Here is a 16,763-nt window from a genome sequence, read left to right as displayed (position 1 = left end):
TGCATCTAAGGGGATGCGAGGAGTCCCTCGCAAAGGTGCGAGGGGGAAACAAAAGAGAGGGGAGAAACCATGGGCGAGAACGGTCTGAACGTCAGCCGTCGAGGGTTCGTGGCAGGAGCCGGCGCGGCCGCGGTAGGTCTGGGCCTTGCGGGATGCGCCTCGGGTACCGCAGAGAAAGAGGGGACTGATCTGGCGAATACATCGCTGGTGCCTGAGAAGATGGCCTACGATCCCAACGCGGGGGAGTGGATTCCCACTACCTGCAACATGTGCTTCAACAACTGCTCCATTAAGGCCCACGTCATCGACGGTGTGGTGGTGGAGCTGACGGGCAATCCCGACAGCCCCATCGGCAACGGCCATATCTGCGGCAAGGGCACCGCGGGCATCATGCAGCTCTACGATCCCAACCGCATCACCAAGCCGCTCAAGCGCACCAACCCCAAAAAGGGCCCCGACGAGGATCCCGGCTGGGTGGAGATCGAGTGGGACGAGGCTTTCGATATTATCGATGAGAAGTTCTCTGCTGCCGCCGCCGAGAATCCGGGCAACATCGGCAGCTTCTCCATGGTGTCCAGCCAGGCCGGTAGCTTGGTGAAGGGCATGGCTTTGGGCGCGCTCTACGGCACCTACGAGCCCGCCAACGCCACGGCCGACCTGTGCGGTACCGGCGTGCATCAGCTCAGCTACATCTACACAGGCGCCGGCAACGCCATGCCCGACTACAAGTACTGCAACTACCTTATCCAGTTCGGTACAAACGCTGGCGCAGCCACGCGTCACGGCTTCAACATGACGGCCAGCCTGTACTCCCAGCGCCGCTCCGAGGGCCTGCGCGTCGTGAACTTTGACCCGCACATGAGTGCCGGCGCCGAAACGGCCGACCAGTGGGTGCCCATCAAGCCCTCCACCGACGCCGCGGCAGCCAACTCCATCGCCTACGTGCTGGTGCACGAGCTCGATCTGATCGATCGCGAGTACCTGACCAACCGCACTAACGGTCCGGCTTTGGTCAGTGATAAGACCCAGCGTGTGCTGCGCGATAAGAGCAGCAACAAGGCGCTGTACATGGACACCACCGACAACAAGGCCAAGCCCTACGACGAGTGCGCAGCTCCGGCCCTGGAAGGCACCTTCACGGTGGATGGTGAGGCCTGCACCACGGGCTTCACCCTGTACAAGGAGCACATCAAGAAGTACACGCCCGAGTACCAGGAGGCCATCACCTCGGTGCCCGCTGACACCATCCGTCAGGTGGCTAAGGAGTTCGGCGAGGCTGCCTGCATCGGCGAGACCATCGAGATCGACGGCAAGACCATGCCGTTCCGTCCCGCCTGCGTCGACATGTTCTCGGGCATGACGCGTCACAAGCATGCCTTCCATGCCTGCTGGTCGGTCATCTTCCTGAACGTGCTGGTGGGCTCGGCCAACTCCGTGGGCGGCCTGCTGGGCTTCGACCCGGCCTGCAACGGCTGGACCGACGACGCGGAGCCCTACGTCACCTGGCGCCCCGCCATTTGGGAAGAGGACGGCTTCATCGAGGACGTGTCCCTGATGCTGGCCTATCCGGGCTCGTACTATCGCAACGTGCGCGAGTTCGAGTACGTGCCCACCGACATGTCCATGCTGGGCTTGCAGCCCATCGGCGCCGACGCCCAGTTCTTCAACATTGCCCAGGCCAATCCCGATCTGTACCACACGCAGCCCATCAAGGTTGCCCTGTACTACGGCTGCAACCCCATCAAGTGGTGGGCCAACCACGACGAGATGCGCGAGACCATGGGCAAGCTCGACTTCATCGTGGGCATCGATCTGTTCCTCAACGACTCGTCCTACTACTACGACATCTTCCTGCCTGAGGCCAACTACCTCGAGCGCAGCGAGCCCTTGCCCCACTTCTTCCTGAACCATCGCGTTATCGGCGGTCTGGATGTTCCGTGGACCATCGGTGTGTGGCAGAAGGTTGTGGAGCCGAAGGACGGCGGCATGGGCATCTTCTCCATCATGGGCGAGCTGGCTCACCGCAAGGGTCTCGATGCCAACTACATCGGCCTGATGAACAGCGTGTACCGTGTCAAGGAGGAGTACTCCATTCCCATGGACCAGAAGTTCGACATCGAGGCGTTCTGCGACTCGGTGCTGAAGAGCCTGGTAGACGAGGAGCACAACTGGGAGTGGTTCAAGGCCAACGGCGTGTACACCCATCCGCGCGACTTCGACGAGATGTACATCTGGGCCGATAACGCCCCGGGCAAGGTGCCGCTGTACTGGGACTTCATGTTCGAGGCCAAGGAGAAGATCGAGGCCAGCGTCAAGAAGCTGGACATTCCTTGGGAAACCGACGACTATCAGCCGTTCCCCGACTGGAAGCCCTCGGTGGAGTGGGAGCTCGACGAGCCCGACTTCGACCTGTTCCCCATCTACTACACCGACTCCATCAACGTTGACTCCTGGAGCGTGGAGAATCCCTACATCGACGAGATCAACCGCGAGAACCCCTACGCCTACGCCATCGAGATGAATGCGGCGACGGCGAAGGCCAAGGGCCTGGCTGACGGCGATCAGGTGCGTCTGACCAGCTTGCACGACTCGTTCGTGGAGGGCACCATCATGACCTCTGAGAAGATTCATCCGGATTGCCTGAGCGTTATTGCCGGCAGCTGGGGCTCCAATTCCGAGTTCCTGCCTCTTGCCAAGGGCAAGGGCACGGCGGTGGCGCACCTGGTGCCTGGCCGTGATCCGAAGCGTCTGGATCACATCTGCTCCGCACTTGATCAGACGGTCCGCGTCAAGATCGAGAAGATCTCTTAAGGGGGGAGACCATAATGACTTACGGAATGCTTATTGACCTCAAGAAGTGCATCGGCTGCCATGCCTGCTCGGTGGCGTGCAAAGAGGCCCATGGAACCCGCCCGGGTGTGCGCCGTTCCCGTGTGACGCGCGAGCTGGAGGGTGCCTATCCTGACGTGCGCATGACGTCCTATCCCATGCTGTGCATGCACTGCGAAAACGCGCCCTGCGTGGAGATTTGTCCCACAGGCGCTTCCGTCAAGCGCGACGACGGCATTGTCGTCATCAACAAGGACGAGTGCATCGGCTGCGGCAGCTGCCAGACGGTGTGCCCTTACGACGCTCGTCACCTGGCGGAAAGCGAAGAGGGCTATTTTGGCGAGCAGCTCAACGAGTACGAGGAGCTGATGTACCCCACCATGCCGCCGGCCACCATGGACAAGTGCACCTTCTGCGCCGAGCGCATCGATGCCGGTGATGGCCAGATGCAGGCCTGCGTGGCTGCCTGCCCCGGCGGAGCTCGCACCTTCGGCGACTTGGAAACGCTGAAGGCCCAAGCCGAGGCTGAGGGCGGCTTCCAGCTGCTGCCCGAAGAGGGTACCAACCCCTCGGTGTGGTATCTGCCGAAGAAGGTGAACGAAGCCTAGTTCGGTCAAGAGGAGTATCGAATCCCTGGCGTTGCCGCTCGTTTTGATGGATGATGACGCCCGGGTTAAAGGAAATATCTCCCTCCCTGTGGACGGCGACCTCCTCCCGGTCGCCGTCCTTTTTTGCCTGGGTTATGTTTCAGCCTCCTGGGAATGGGGGCGAAGGATCTTTGCAGGGAGTTTCGCGCAACGCAGGGCTAGGGTCTTGTGTCCTGCTGCAGCGCTCATGCGGGGTGTCTCGTGTAAAGGGTCGTCGTGAAGATGCCGTGAGGTGGCGGGGCGCGGGGCAAGGGCGCACTGTGGTGGGTATAATGGCCTTGTCCCTCTTGCGAGAAAGGTTGCCGTGAACACGCGCGCATCTGACGGAGCCGTTGACCAGGCAAGTCCGTCTTCATTCATCCATGAGCTCATTTGCCGCTTCGAAGAGGAAGTGGGCACCTATCAGATCGACACGGTCATCGAAGAAGTGGTGTTCACGATACTCGTCGACGGGGCGGCCGTGCGCGACATGACCTGCTCGCCCTGGCACATCCGCGAACTAGTTATCGGGAGCCTCTACACTTCGGGGAAAATCGACTGCATCGAGGATGTGGCATCGGTTGAGGTTGACGAAGAGGCCGGCGAGGTGCGCGTGCGCACCGTCGGGGAAAACAGCAGCCGTCCCGAGACGGCCGGAGCAGTGGTAGACCGAGTGCTCTGTCCGACGGCACGGCCTTCGGTGTCGGTCGAGCCCATGCTCACAGCCGAAGAGGTGTCGACGCGCATCGGCTTTTTGGAAGGGAACTCCCAGCTGTTCCATCGCACCGGCGGCGTGCACAGCGCCGTGCTGGTAGATGGCGAAGGGGAGCTCGTAGCTTGGTTCGAGGATATCGGCCGCCACAACGCCCTCGATAAGCTGGCGGGCTGGTGTTTGGCGAACCACGTCGATGCCTCCGACAAGATTCTCCTGTTCAGCGGTCGTGTACCCCGTGAGATTATCGCGCGCGCCATTCGCATCGGCGTGCCGGTGGTCATATCGCCGGGCGCGCCCACGAACCTGTCCATCGCCCTGGCCTGCGAGCACGGCATCACTCTCATCGGCTTCGCCAAAAACGGCAAGTTCAACGTCTACACCCACGCCACCCGCATCAAACCGGCGGAATAGCCCGTGGCAACTGCCCGCCCTCTCTCGTTGGGTGAGGAGCGAAAGGGCGGGGGTGTTCCGCAGGGCACCGTCTGAACACCAAAAAGAAGACGGCCGAAGGCCGCCCAGTAAATGCATGAAGGAGCGCAGCGCCCGAGCGAAGCGAGTCAGCGGAGCGGCGCGTGCCCGGAGGAATATCGCCGTCCTTTCGCGGACAACCAAGGAACGCTCTTGCTGGGGGTTAGGCCCTGAGAAGCCAGGTTCCAACGACGGGGCACACGGGCCAGGTTCCAGGATAGGGTGGTTTGGTACCCCTGCGGCGCTGTCGGAAATTTTCTGACCTGGGGTTTCGCGGAGGCAGGGAACCATTTCCCCTTATTTTGGCGGTCCGCACGGTACCAAACAGGCCGTTCTTGGAACTTAATTGCTGCGCGTGCCCGGAGGAATACCGCCGTCCTTTCGCGGACAGCTAAGCAAAGCGCTCGTTCTCGGAACCTGAGCCCTACTGCCGTCAGCTTCTACAGCCAAGAGCTGACAATAGGTACCCAGCCCATGATGAGGATGATAACCACCAGCACCGGCACACCGAAGCGCATCCAGGGGTGCAGCCAGGTAGGAAACTTCAGCCCCTCGCCCTCATTGGCCTCGGCCAGGAAGTTCTTCCATCCCCAGCCTCGCTTCGAAACGCAGAACAGCACAAACACCAGCGAGCCCAAAGGCATGATGTTGCTGGACACCAGGAAGTCCTCGATGGTTTGGATGTCGCCGACGCCCGGCATGACCACGTCCGACAGCACGTTGAAGCCCAAGGCGCAGGGCAGTGACAGCAGCGGGATGGCAATGAGGTTCACGGTGACGGCCTTCTTGCGACTCCAGCCCCATTCGTCCATGGCAAAGCGCAAAATGCCCTCGAATACGGCAATGACCGTGGACAGGGCCGCGAAGCTCATGAATACGAAGAACAGGGTGCCCCACACGTGTCCCAGCCACATCTGCTCGAACACGCTGGGCAAGGTGATAAACACCAGGCCCGGGCCTGAATCGGGCGCTACGCCGAAAGCAAAGCAGGCCGGGAAGATGATAAGGCCCGTGGCCAGGGCCACGCCCGTGTCCAGCACGCCGATGGTGGCCGCCTCACCCATGAGCGAGCGATGCTTGTCGATATAGCTGCCAAAGATGGTCATGGAACCCATGCCGATGGAGAGCGTGAAGAACGCCTGGCCCATGGCGGCGTAGGCGGCTTCGAAGAAGGCGTCGGGGCTGCCGAAGATCTTCGAGAAATCGGGCAGCAGGTAGAAGGCCACGCCCTCTTCGGCGCCCGGCAGGGTAAGAGAGCGAATGACCAGCACGCCCAAAATGGCCAGCAGACACAGCATCATGACCTTCGTGATGCGCTCTACGCCCTTCTGCACGCCCAGCGAGCAAATAAGGATAGAGGCAGCGCATACCACCACCATCCAGAACACCACTTCCACGGGGTCGGCCAGCATGGCGTTGAAGATGGCCGCCGTTTGCTCGGTACCAGCGTTGACGAACTGCCCCGAGGCCATTTTCGGCACATAGGCCAGCATCCAGCCGGCCACGGTGGTGTAGAACATCATGAGCAAATAGCAGCCGGCAATGCCGATCCACTTGTACTTGTGCCAATGGCTGCCGCGCGGTTCCAGCACGTTGAAGGCGCGCGCAATGGACTTCTGACTGCCGCGGCCCACGGCGAATTCCATGACCATGATGGGAAGTCCCAGCACCAGCAAGAAGAACAGGTACAGCAGAAGGAAGGCCGCGCCGCCGTACTCGCCGGTAATATAGGGGAAGCGCCAGACATTTCCCAAGCCGATGGCGCAGCCGGCGCTGATGAGAATGAATCCGAGACGGGAACCGAAGCGCTCTCGTTCCATGAAGGCTCTCTTTCTAAAGGCGCAAATGCGCCCGGTCGGGCACCCGATCGGCAATCGGGGCGCAAATCGTACATCAGGCATGAATACCCGACTCCATGGTAGAGAAGCCGCTGCGGGGTTTTCGGGCCAGCCACGAATGGTAAGCTAACTGCAAACAAAAGGAAACAGCTGGGAACCAGATTTCAGAGAGGACTCTGGGAAGGGAAGGACGGCCCGATGAATATCTTGGTGAGTGCCTGCTTGCTGGGGGAGCCCTGTCGCTACGATGGGCGCGCGAAGCCCTGTGCCGCCGTGCAGGCGCTAGCGAAGCAGCATCGGCTGGTGTCCGTCTGCCCCGAGGTGCTGGGAGGTCTGCCCACGCCGCGCCTGCCTAGCGAGCTGCAGCGCACCGGAGCGGGAGTGCGCGTGGTGAATGTCGAGGGCCGGGACGTAACCGCCGCCTTCGAGCGCGGCGCCGAAATTGCGTGCCAGCTTGCGGAAGACGAGGGCTGCGCCGTGGCCGTGCTCAAGAGCGGTAGTCCCTCCTGTGGCAGTGAGACCGTGTACGACGGAACCTTTACGGGGCGGATGTGCCGCGGTGAGGGTGTTGCGGCGGCACGACTGCGGGGTCAGGGGGTAGTGGTGATCGACGAGGAGCATCTTGGCGCCCTTCCCCTTGAGGACGGTAACGACTGCCAGCGAGAATGACCGCCAACAAGAGAAGGCCCGAGAACTCATGCTCTCGGGCCTTCTCTCAGGAGTGGTTGGAAGAAACGCTACTTCTTCGCGTCGTCCTTCGCGTCGGCGGCGGCCTTCTTGGCGTCGTCCATCTTGTCGGCAGCGGCCTTCTTCAGCTCTTCGGCCTTGTCCGAGGCGGCATCGGCGATGTCGCCGGCCTTCTCAGCGGCGGCGTCCTTCAAGTCGCCGGCCTTCTCGACGGCAGCATCCTTCAGGTCGCCGGCCTTGTCGGCCAAGTCTCCGGCCTTCTCGGCGGCTGCGTCTTTCAAATCTCCTGCCTTCTCGGCGGCGGCGTCCTTCAGGTCGCCGGCTTTGTCGGCCAGGTCCTTGGCGCCATCCTGGAACGCTTCTTTGATGTCCTCGCCGGCGTCCTTCATCTTGTCCAGAAAGCTCATGGGATCTCCTTCCCGTGGGTTAACAGCTAAGGTCATCTTATGCGGGAAGAGAGGTTGGGGCTGAGGGCGGATTCGCTTCGATGCTGCGCCTTTGACGTCCCGTAAGCCTGCGGTTGAAATCGGGGAGGCTCCGTGCGGACACTGGCGCGGTGCGCGCCCGCACATTCGGACGTCGTGCGATAAGCGCGCTCGTTCGGGTGTCGGTGCGATACGCGCCCGCCCGCTCGGATGTCGGCGCGTTACGCCCCTGCTCATTCTGGTGTCGGTGCGATACGCACTCGCTCATTCGTTTGTTCGTATATCGTTCGTCTTCGGGCCTTGGACATTTGCGTAAGGTCGCGGCTCGTTCCGTGCATTTGCTCTGGTGCGCCGGCGACAACCTGTGATACCATGAACAAATGTTCTTATAATAGGAAAGAAGACAAGTTACTATAAACATATAAACTTATAAGGAATCGTCGTGACCGAAGATACTCCATCGTCGCGGGAGGGCGCTCGCTCGTCCAGCCCGGCCCTCGCCGCCTTTGTGCGCGCCATGGCCCAAGCGCCCACTGAGGGGGCGGGCGTCGTGCGGCTGCTGCCTACATTGACCTACGGTTTCGGAGAGTTCTCGCTCGCGTTCTCGGTGCAGGGGGAGCGCGGTTCCTACGTGGTGAAGTCCCTCGATGACTTCGTCGCCCATTGCGAAGGCGGGGAGGAAGCCACCTACGGGCCCAAGCTGTCGTTTGTGCACTGCCTTGGCGCCTTCCATCCGGCCAGTCGCCCCTTTGTGGGGTTTATCGGTCGCGCGGTGCGGCGGCGTCGTGAGCGAGAGGAGACTCGTCGTGGGTCCCGCGGCCGAGCGTTTGCCTACGAGGAGCGTTGGTCTTCGTCGTGCCGTGCGCCCGAAACGGTGGGTCGCACGCTGCATTTGAGCGAGGACGAGGTGGTGGAATTCCTGGATGCCACCGGAGAGGAGCCCTTCGCCTTCGCCTGCACCGACGGCAGCGTGCGCTCGCGTATGACCGTACATTGCGCCTCCGGGCGGCCGCCGGCCCTGCTGCGGCTCATCGAGGAAGACGGAGGGGTGGTGCTCACGCGGGACGATGCCCTCATCGGTGCCTTTTCCGATGACCGTGCCTATGTGCTTTTCGATGACGTCTTCTATCGCTGGGGAGATGAATGCGCCGAGGGAGCGCAGTTCATTCGTCAGGTCTATAACGCCGACGATGCCGAGCTGTTTGTGGCCGCTGCCGATCTGCCGGCCTTCGGCGCGACGGTGCTGCCGCGGTTGGAGGAGGCCTTCGAGCTGCAGGCCCCGGCGTTTCTCGATGCCTATCGCCGTCGTCCGTGCCAGGTGAACTTCTACTTCGACCGCGTGGGGGAGGCCATCGAGGTGGGCGCCCGCGTGCGCTATGGGGCTGATGAAGTGGTGCTCTCCCTGGGACCCTCAGAGGTTCCTGGGGCCGTGGAGCAGGTGCGCGAGGGTATCGTGGTGATGGCCGGCGTTGTGGACGAGGTGCCCGAGGCCAGCACGGAAATGCTTTGGCGCAACCTTGAGCGCGAGCAGGGCGCCCTCGAGATGCTTCGGCAGTATGTGCCTGCTTCGGCTTCGCTGTCCCTGGCTGACGAGGAAGCCGTGGGTCTATTGCTCTTCGAAGGGCTGGCACGTTTCCAGGAGGCCGGTGCGGTACATACCACGCCGGCTTTCGATCGGCTGCTGTTCGCGCGGCCTCCGCGGTTGTCCCTCGGGCTTTCCCTGGCGGGCAACCTTATTGCCATGGACGTGGCCTTAAGCGACGTGCCTCCCGAGGAGCTGGCCGCGTTGCTCGGCTCCTATCGGCGCCATCGCCGCTTCCACCGACTGCGCCAGGGCGCCTTCCTCGATTTGAATGCCAGTGACGTGGCCGAGCTGAACCGCCTGGCCCAGGATGTGGGCCTTGATGCGGCAACCTGGGACGGCTCGCCGGTGGAGTTGCCCACCTGGCAGGCCTTCTATCTGGATAACGAGCTGGCCGACGTCTATCGCGATCAGGGGTTTACCGAGTTCGTTGCTCGCTATCGGTCGCTCTATCGTCGCGCCCAGCGGGCCGGAAGTTCCTCGGGCGCGGGCGATGCCGCGTCTTCGGAAGGCGCGATAGCAGAGAATGCGGCGACGGAGGGTGCCGCAGCCCCTTCCGGAGCCCGCGCGACCCAGGAAGCAACTGCTGCCATTCCAGGCTTCGAGGCACGACTGCGCTCCTATCAGGCAGCGGGCGTGGAGTGGATCGAGGCGCTGTGGGAAGCGGGTCTCGGCGGCATTCTGGCCGATGAGATGGGCCTGGGGAAGACCGTACAGGTGATCGCCGCGCTCTGCCAACGGCGCGCTCAGGCGCTCGCGGCTCAGGTCCAAGCGCCCGAGGCTCAGGGCCAAGCGCCCGAGGACCAGGCCCAAGCGCCTGTTGGTGCGGCGACAAAGCCCGCGCTGGTGGTGTGCCCCGCGTCCCTGGTCTACAACTGGATGGCCGAGTTCGCCCGCTTCGCGCCTGCGTTGGGTGTCTGCGCGGTGAGCGGCTCGGCTTCCGAGCGGGCAGTCCAGCGGGCCGGCGCGGCGGAGGTGCTGGTGTGCTCCTACGACGTTGTGCGCCGCGATGCCGAGGCCTGGGAGGCGCTCGACTTCGATGTGGTGGTGCTCGATGAGGCCCAGTACATCAAGAATCACGCTACGGCCACCACGCGGGCCGTCAAACGGCTACGCGCCGATCATCGCCTGGCGCTGACGGGTACCCCGTTGGAAAACCGCCTCTCGGAGCTGTGGAGCATCTTCGATTTCCTCATGCCGGGCTTGCTCGGCCCCTATCAGCGCTTTCGCGAGCGCTTCGAGGCGGCCATCATCGGCGGCGATGACGACGCCGCCCGCCGGCTGCGCCTGCTGACGGCTCCCTTCGTCCTGCGGCGCACGAAGCAGGCCGTGGCGCCCGAGCTGCCGGCGAAGGCCACGGTGACCGTGCCCGTGGCGCTCGAGGGCGAGCAGCGCCGCCTCTATGACGGGGCTGAACAGTCGCTGCGCGAGCGCTTGGCGGCGCAAATTCGACTGTCCCGCTCCCGTGAGGCACGCTACCTGTCCGACAAGGAGCGCGAGGCGCGGGCGCCCCGGGTCCAAGTGCTCGCCGAGCTGTCCTCCCTGCGGCGCATTGCCCTTGACCCTGCCCTGGTGTTCGAAAACTACCAGGGCTCCTCGGCCAAAATGGAAGCGCTGCTGGAGCTGGTATGCGCCGGATGCGAAGCGGGGCAGAAGATGCTCGTCTACTCCCAGTTCACCAGTTTTCTTGCCCGTGTGGCGGAACGGCTGGAGCAGCAAGGGATACCGTTCTACCAGTTGACGGGCTCCACACCGAAAAAGGAGCGCGTGGCCCTGGCGGCGGCTTTCAATCACAATAAGGTGCCGGTGTTCCTTATTTCGCTCAAAGCCGGCGGCGTGGGTCTGAACTTGACGGGCGCCACCGTGGTGGTGCACACCGATCCCTGGTGGAACGACGCCGCCGCGCGCCAGGCGGCCGATCGCACCCACCGGTTGGGCCAGGACCAGCCGGTCACCGTGTACGAGCTGGTGGCCCAGAACACCATCGAGGAGCGCATGCGCTCGCTGGCTGCCATGAAGGCCGAGCTCGCGGCTTTGGTGCTGGGGGAGGCCGAAGAAGAGGACGTAGGGGACACTCTGCCGGGTGGTTCCCAAACGGGAAGCCCTGGCAAGGACGGGCTGGCTGCCGCGGGTGCGCTGTCGCCGGAAGAGCTTTACGATCTCTTGAACTGGCATGAAGAATGATCGGGCTCCTTCGCGTGGGCGCGGGAATAGCGTAAACTGGAACGAAACAACTTTGATGGCGGCCACGATGACAAAGGAGCACGTCCGTGGGTTTTTTCGATCGCATTAGCGAGGGACTGTCCCGTTCGCGCGACAAATTCAAGGAGTCGATGAACGTCCTTTTGGACCGCGGTCCCGATTTGGACGAGGAATTTTGGGACGGCCTTGAGGAGACGCTCATCCTGTCCGATGTGGGCGGTGCGGCCGCCAGTGCCATCGTTGAGAACCTGCGCGACCAGGCCACGCGCCAGGCGCTTCCCGATGCCTACGCGGTACTGGACTTGCTGAACGACGAGATTGCGGCCACCTTTACCGATTCCGAACAGGATATCTTCGGCGGCGAGCCGGCCGTGGTGCTATTCGTGGGCATCAACGGCACCGGCAAGACCACCACGGTGGGCAAGCTGGCGAAGGCCTCCACCGACGCCGGGCGCGCTGTCATCCTGGGCTCGGCCGACACCTTCCGTGCTGCCGCTATCGAGCAGCTGGAAGTGTGGGCCAAGCGCGCCGGAGTGGAGATGGTCACCCGCGAGCGCGGTGCCGATCCGGCCAGTGTGTGCTACGACACCCTGGAGCGCGCCGAGGCCACCGAGGCCGACTTGGTGCTCATCGATACGGCAGGGCGCCTGCACACCTCCGCCGACCTTATGCGCGAGCTGGAGAAGGTGGTCTCGGTGGTGCGCAAGCGCTCGAAGCTGCCGGTGTACACGGTGCTGGTCATCGACGCCACCACGGGGCAGAACGGCCTGCAGCAGGCCCGCGAGTTCAATCGCGCCCTGGACTTGGACGCGCTCATCGTCACCAAGCTCGACGGCACGGCCAAGGGCGGCATTGCCCTGGCTGTCAGCCACGATTTGGGCTTGCCCATTGTTAAGATCGGTGTGGGCGAGGGCATCGACGACCTGCGCGATTTCGACGCCCATGAGTTCGCCACGGCCCTGGTGGGCTCCTTCGACGAGCGCTACGACGAAGTGGAGGACGCGCTGACGGGCGAAAACGCCAAGGAGGCCGCCATCACGGCCGGCGAGCGCCGCCGTGATGTGTTGGAGGGCCGTCCCGAGGCGCCGGTTCTCGCCGTCGGTGACGCCCCCGTGCTCGACGAGCAGGCCGATGTAGAGGACGCCTTCGCCACGGCCGCAGCCGAGGGCGAGGACGACTTCCTCGACGCTGCCCTGGGCCGCCGCACCCACGAGACTATCGTGGTGGAAACCGAGGAGGACACTCAGGAAGGCGTGGCGGCCGCAACGCTCACCGAGCTCGATCGCAATGCCCAGGCGGTGGCCGAGGGCGCTGAGGCCGGGGCCTTCGAGCCCACGCCCCTGTTCGAGGCGGCGCAAACCTTCGAGCCTACTGAGGCCGCCATTCCCTACGACGAGCTGCCTCCCACCGACGACACGCCGGCTGCCGCCGAGCTCGACGGTGCCTTGGATGCTCCGGCCGATGACGCTCCCTTCACCGATGAGGAGCTGGCCGAGCTGGCCATGGAGGCCGCCCAGGAGGAAGCCGAGGAGCCCGAAGAGGCCTCCGAGGAGCAGCCCCAGAAGAAGAGCTTCTGGAAGCGCCTGTTCGAGTAACCCCCTATAATGCTTGCGAACCATTTTCGCTGAAGGAGTACGTAGCCCATGCTTGAGAATCTTTCCGAACGCCTCCAAGGCATCTTCTCCGGCCTGAAGTCCAAAGGCCGTCTGACCGAGGACGACATCAATGCCGCCATGCGCGAGATCCGCCTGGCGCTGCTGGAGGCCGACGTCAACTTCAAGGTGGTCAAAACCTTCGTCGCTCGCACCAAGGAGCGCTGCCTGTCGGCCGAGGTGCTCGATTCCCTTACGCCGGCACAGAACGTCGTGAAGATTGTGCTCGACGAGCTCACCGAGCTTCTGGGCCGCACCGATTCGCGCCTGGTGCTGGGCAGTCGCATTCCCAACGTCATCATGCTGGTGGGCCTGCAGGGCTCCGGTAAAACCACGGCGGCCGCCAAGCTGGCCTACCGCCTCAAGCAGGAAAATCACAGCCCGCTGCTCATTGCCGGCGACGTGTACCGCCCCGCTGCCGCCGATCAGCTGCAAACCCTGGGCGACGAGATCGACGTGCGCGTCTATCGCGGCGACGGAAAAGACCCGGTGGCCATTGCGAAGGAAGGCGTGCAGTACGCCATCGACAACCTGCGCGACGTGGTCATCATCGACACCGCCGGCCGTTTGCATGTGGACGCCGACATGATGGAAGAGGCCCAGGCCATCAAAGAGTCTGTGAAGCCCGACCAAATCCTCATGGTGGTCGACGCCATGACCGGCCAGGACGTGGTGAACGTGGTGGAGGCCTTCGCCGAGTCGGTGGACTTCGACGGCGTCATCATGTCGAAGATGGACGGCGACGCCCGCGGCGGCGGCGCCCTGTCTATCCGCGAAGTCACGGGCAAGCCCATCAAGTTCATTTCCTCGGGCGAGAAGCCCGACTCGCTGGAGCAGTTTCACCCCGACCGCATGGCCAAGCGCATCTTGGGCATGGGCGACGTGGTGTCCCTCATCGAGAACGCCGTGCGCGTGCAGCAGGCCGAGGAAGAGGAGATGGAAGCCGAGCGCATGATGCGCGGCCAAATTACCTTGGACGACTTCCTTATGATGAACAAGCAGGTGCGCAAGATGGGCGGCGTCTCCAAGCTCATCAGCGCGCTGCCCGGTGGCGACAAGGCCCTGGGATCGGGCCAGGTAGACGAGGGGGCACTCGATGCCATGGAGGTCATCATCAACTCCATGACCAAGGCCGAGCGCGCCAAGCCCGAACTTCTGAACGGCAGCCGTCGTGCCCGCATTGCCAAGGGCGCCGGCGTCACCGTCACCGACGTGAACCAAATGATGAAGAAGTTCAATGAAACGAAGAAGATGGTGAAGCAGGCCACCGCCGGCATGGAGCAGCAGGCCTCCCGCAAGGGGAAGAAGGGCAAGAAAGGCAAGCGTCGCCGCGGCTTGGGGCTGCCCGGCATGGGCGGCATGTCCATGAAGGACCTCCAGAAACTCCAAGACATGATGGGGCAGTAGGACTGCCCGACTCGTTTTCGCATCCCAAGAGCCCCGTTCGGGGCTCTTTTCGATGATGCCCGATAGTGGGTCTCTGCGGTGCTAGTTCTACCGAGCGAGGTCGTTTGAGCAGGCCAGCGCGCAGGACTCCAAGATGGCCCCGTAGGATCCCTCAAGAGGCTCTTTGCTATGGACCACGCCGAAGCCCCAGCGCGATCCTTCGACGGGAATGGCGCGGATGGCGCCGTGGTGAGAGAAGGCGGCCAGATTCAGCATGTAGGGCAGCGTGAAGCCTAAGGCTCGACCTTCGGCAACCTCCTGATAGATCCACATGATCTCGCTTCGTTCGATGATATGCGGAGCGGGAAGCCCCGCGTCTTCCATTCGCGTCATCAGGCGGGTGTAGCATTTGAATCCGTGGCCGGGCATGGCGATGGTCTGATCAGCCAAGTCTTCCAGGGTCAGCTCGTCACGTTCGAAGAGGGGGCAGTGCTGGGGCACCCACAGGCATACGCTCGTAGCATATAGCTCCTTGAAGACGAGGTCTCCTCGAGCCGGCGAGACAAGTAGCCCCGTATGGTATTGCCCTTCTTCGATGAAGCGCTCGCACTCGGCGTCGGGCATTTCGATAAGCGTGAGACGAGCCTCCGGGCAACGCTGGCGAAAAGCTGCCTTGAGCGGCTCTTCGATAAGGCCTGAAATACCCAGCGAGGTGGGTACTTGGAAATCAAAGGCGCCGTTTTCGGTGAGCTCGTTGAAGCTGCTCTGCAGCTGGGAGCGTTCCCGCTGCAGGTTTTTGGCGAACTCGTAGTACAGATCGGCGTAGGGAGTTGGGGTGCGCTGGCCGTTGGCATCGGTGATGAACAAGGTGACGCCGAGTTGTTTCTCGAGGTTTCGGATGGCTTTCGAAAAGCCTTGGGGCGACATGGGCACTTTCGCTGCCGCAACGCTGAAGTTCGGCGACTCGTAGGCGTAAATGAAGTAATCGACTCGATCTTCGAGCATGACCCTACCCCTTTTCAATTGTGCGCCGCAGGGCGCCCTCCCGAAGGCTATTGTAGTACCCGAAATACATCAATGACCAGATCACTGGGCGAAACTTATAGTTTCAAGGGGCAAACAATAAGCTGAACCGAAATCTCTTCACAAAGGTTTTCGACTTGTCAATAATGCCAGCCATCGCGGTTCAGGGAAAACCGCACGAACCTTGTTTCGAGGAGGGAAACATGATCGAAGAAAGCAATTTGAGCCGTCGCTCGTTTCTGACGGGAGCGGGCCTTGTGGCTGCCGGCATCGCCGGCGCGGGCCTGGCGGGCTGCGCCCCCCAGGCGCAGAGCGAAGAGCCGGCGGCTGCTGCCAGCGACCTTGCCGCCACCGGCGAGGACGAGGCTGCGGCTTCTACCGCCGACGACATTTGGAAGATCGCCGAGCTGGGCGAGCCTACTGAGACCATCCAGGCCGACGTGTGCATCGTCGGTGCGGGCGGTACGGGCACGGCGGCGGCCATTCAAGCCATCGACCTGGGCCTGAAGCCGGTGGTTATCGAGCGCATGGAGGGCTACGGCGGCTCCTTCATCGGCACCGAGGGCATGACCGGCTTGGAGACCAAGTACACCTCGGGTGAGAACTGCCCGATGTTCGCCGGTGCCTACAACCCCGACCAGCCCTACGGCGTGAAGAACGCCATGAACACCTGCCTGAACTTCCATCATTGGATTCCGCAGCACAAGCTGTACGAGAACTTCTTCGGCCAGATGAACGAGACCATCGACTGGCTTGAAGGTCATGGCCAGGTGTTCGCCGACGTCATCGCCATCGGTGCGGGTCCGAAGATCTGGCACGTGTACGACAAGGGCGAGGATGCCTCCCCGGGCGGTCACTTCATGATGACCTTCGGCGCCGAGGCCGAGAAGCTGGGCGTCGAGGCTCGCTTCAAGACTTTTGGCCGTCAGCTGGTCATCGAGGACGGCAAGGTGGCCGGCCTGCTGGCCGAGGACGAGAAGGGCAACGTGCTGAAGGTGGAGGCTCCGGTGGTGATGATCGCCACGGGCGGTTACGCCAACAACGCCGACTTCCTCTACGGCGTGTCCGAGACCAAGAACGTGAACATCCAGGCCCTGGGCATGGACTGCCGCGATGGCGACGGCATCAAGATGGCCAAGGCTGCCGGCGCTGCTATGGCCGAGGGCCTGGGCACCGTGATGTGGTGCGGCCCTGTTACCCTGGGCGCCATCACGGCTACCTGGACCACTGACGCCTACTGCGCCGGCGTGCAGCCCACGCTGTGGATCAACCAGAATGGCGAGCGCTTCTGCAAGGAAGACCTGTGGATCGACGACTTCGCCGGCGCCGG

11 protein-coding genes are annotated in these 16,763 nt (G+C 63.0%); 8 read left to right on the top strand and 3 right to left on the bottom strand.

Translation table 11 applies throughout. The annotated features are described in order from the left end of the window. The first annotated feature begins 69 nt into the window (after positions 1-69). The 3 genes from QZ307_RS02605 to fdhD all read left to right on the top strand — a co-directional run bounded on the left by QZ307_RS02605 (position 70) and on the right by fdhD (position 4,581). Entirely contained in the window at positions 70-2,811 is a 2,742-nt protein-coding gene (locus QZ307_RS02605; protein ID WP_295995408.1) for a molybdopterin-dependent oxidoreductase, read from the top strand. 14 nt (positions 2,812-2,825) lie between these two features. Further along, complete coding sequence (locus QZ307_RS02600) at positions 2,826-3,437, top strand: 4Fe-4S dicluster domain-containing protein (RefSeq protein ID WP_295995404.1); 612 nt, start codon at positions 2,826-2,828, stop codon at positions 3,435-3,437. A 343-nt stretch (positions 3,438-3,780) separates the two neighbouring features. Beyond that, on the top strand, positions 3,781-4,581 hold the full coding sequence (fdhD, locus tag QZ307_RS02595; RefSeq protein ID WP_295995401.1) for a formate dehydrogenase accessory sulfurtransferase FdhD: 801 nt from the start codon (positions 3,781-3,783) through the stop codon (positions 4,579-4,581). A gap of 497 nt (positions 4,582-5,078) precedes the next feature. Here the strand turns inward: fdhD and QZ307_RS02590 are convergent, their stop codons facing one another. Beyond that, positions 5,079-6,458 carry a sodium-dependent transporter gene (locus tag QZ307_RS02590; protein ID WP_295995398.1) on the bottom strand — a complete coding sequence of 460 codons (1,380 nt, stop codon included), beginning with the start codon at positions 6,456-6,458 and terminating at the stop codon, positions 5,079-5,081. A 216-nt stretch (positions 6,459-6,674) separates the two neighbouring features. On the opposite strand from QZ307_RS02590, the gene QZ307_RS02585 reads away from it, so the two are divergent. Beyond that, complete coding sequence (locus tag QZ307_RS02585) at positions 6,675-7,145, top strand: DUF523 domain-containing protein (protein ID WP_295995395.1); 471 nt, start codon at positions 6,675-6,677, stop codon at positions 7,143-7,145. Between the two features lie 68 nt (positions 7,146-7,213). On the opposite strand, the gene QZ307_RS02580 is transcribed toward QZ307_RS02585, so the two are convergent. Further along, positions 7,214-7,570, bottom strand: a complete 357-nt coding sequence (locus tag QZ307_RS02580; protein ID WP_295995393.1) for a hypothetical protein — start codon at positions 7,568-7,570, stop codon at positions 7,214-7,216. A 460-nt stretch (positions 7,571-8,030) separates the two neighbouring features. Here QZ307_RS02580 and QZ307_RS02575 point away from each other — a divergent pair, with 460 nt between their 5' ends. From QZ307_RS02575 to ffh, 3 genes are all read left to right on the top strand, one after another. Then, positions 8,031-11,354, top strand: coding sequence for an SNF2-related protein (locus QZ307_RS02575; protein ID WP_295995390.1), 3,324 nt, complete (start codon positions 8,031-8,033; stop codon positions 11,352-11,354). Between the two features lie 86 nt (positions 11,355-11,440). Next, positions 11,441-12,967: a signal recognition particle-docking protein FtsY gene (ftsY, locus tag QZ307_RS02570; RefSeq protein WP_295995387.1), complete on the top strand. Its 1,527-nt coding sequence runs from the start codon at positions 11,441-11,443 to the stop codon at positions 12,965-12,967. Between the two features lie 48 nt (positions 12,968-13,015). Then, positions 13,016-14,431: a signal recognition particle protein gene (ffh, locus tag QZ307_RS02565; RefSeq protein ID WP_295995384.1), complete on the top strand. Its 1,416-nt coding sequence runs from the start codon at positions 13,016-13,018 to the stop codon at positions 14,429-14,431. Positions 14,432-14,518: 87 nt separating this feature from the next. Here ffh and QZ307_RS02560 read toward each other — a convergent pair whose 3' ends face one another. Then, positions 14,519-15,415, bottom strand: coding sequence for a LysR family transcriptional regulator (locus tag QZ307_RS02560; protein WP_295995381.1), 897 nt, complete (start codon positions 15,413-15,415; stop codon positions 14,519-14,521). 221 nt (positions 15,416-15,636) lie between these two features. Here QZ307_RS02560 and QZ307_RS02555 point away from each other — a divergent pair. Continuing rightward, positions 15,637-16,763: FAD-binding protein (locus QZ307_RS02555; RefSeq protein ID WP_295995378.1), on the top strand; the 1,127-nt coding region annotated here is incomplete at its 3' end.

It is taken from the genome of uncultured Adlercreutzia sp. (assembly GCA_910585575.1).
Taxonomy (GTDB): Bacteria; Actinomycetota; Coriobacteriia; order Coriobacteriales; family Eggerthellaceae; genus Adlercreutzia.
This window is presented reverse-complemented; position numbering and strand designations above follow the sequence as displayed.

Bases quoted from the DNA above. Each gene is read 5' to 3' on its own strand.
- QZ307_RS02605 (WP_295995408.1), top strand. From the start codon at position 70: ATGGGCGAGAACGGTCTGAACGTCAGCCGTCGAGGGTTCGTGGCAGGA.
- QZ307_RS02600 (WP_295995404.1), top strand. From the start codon at position 2,826: ATGACTTACGGAATGCTTATTGACCTCAAGAAGTGCATCGGCTGCCAT.
- QZ307_RS02590 (WP_295995398.1), bottom strand. From the start codon at position 6,458: ATGGAACGAGAGCGCTTCGGTTCCCGTCTCGGATTCATTCTCATCAGC.
- QZ307_RS02585 (WP_295995395.1), top strand. From the start codon at position 6,675: ATGAATATCTTGGTGAGTGCCTGCTTGCTGGGGGAGCCCTGTCGCTAC.
- QZ307_RS02580 (WP_295995393.1), bottom strand. From the start codon at position 7,570: ATGAGCTTTCTGGACAAGATGAAGGACGCCGGCGAGGACATCAAAGAA.
- ffh (WP_295995384.1), top strand. From the start codon at position 13,016: ATGCTTGAGAATCTTTCCGAACGCCTCCAAGGCATCTTCTCCGGCCTG.
- QZ307_RS02560 (WP_295995381.1), bottom strand. From the start codon at position 15,415: ATGCTCGAAGATCGAGTCGATTACTTCATTTACGCCTACGAGTCGCCG.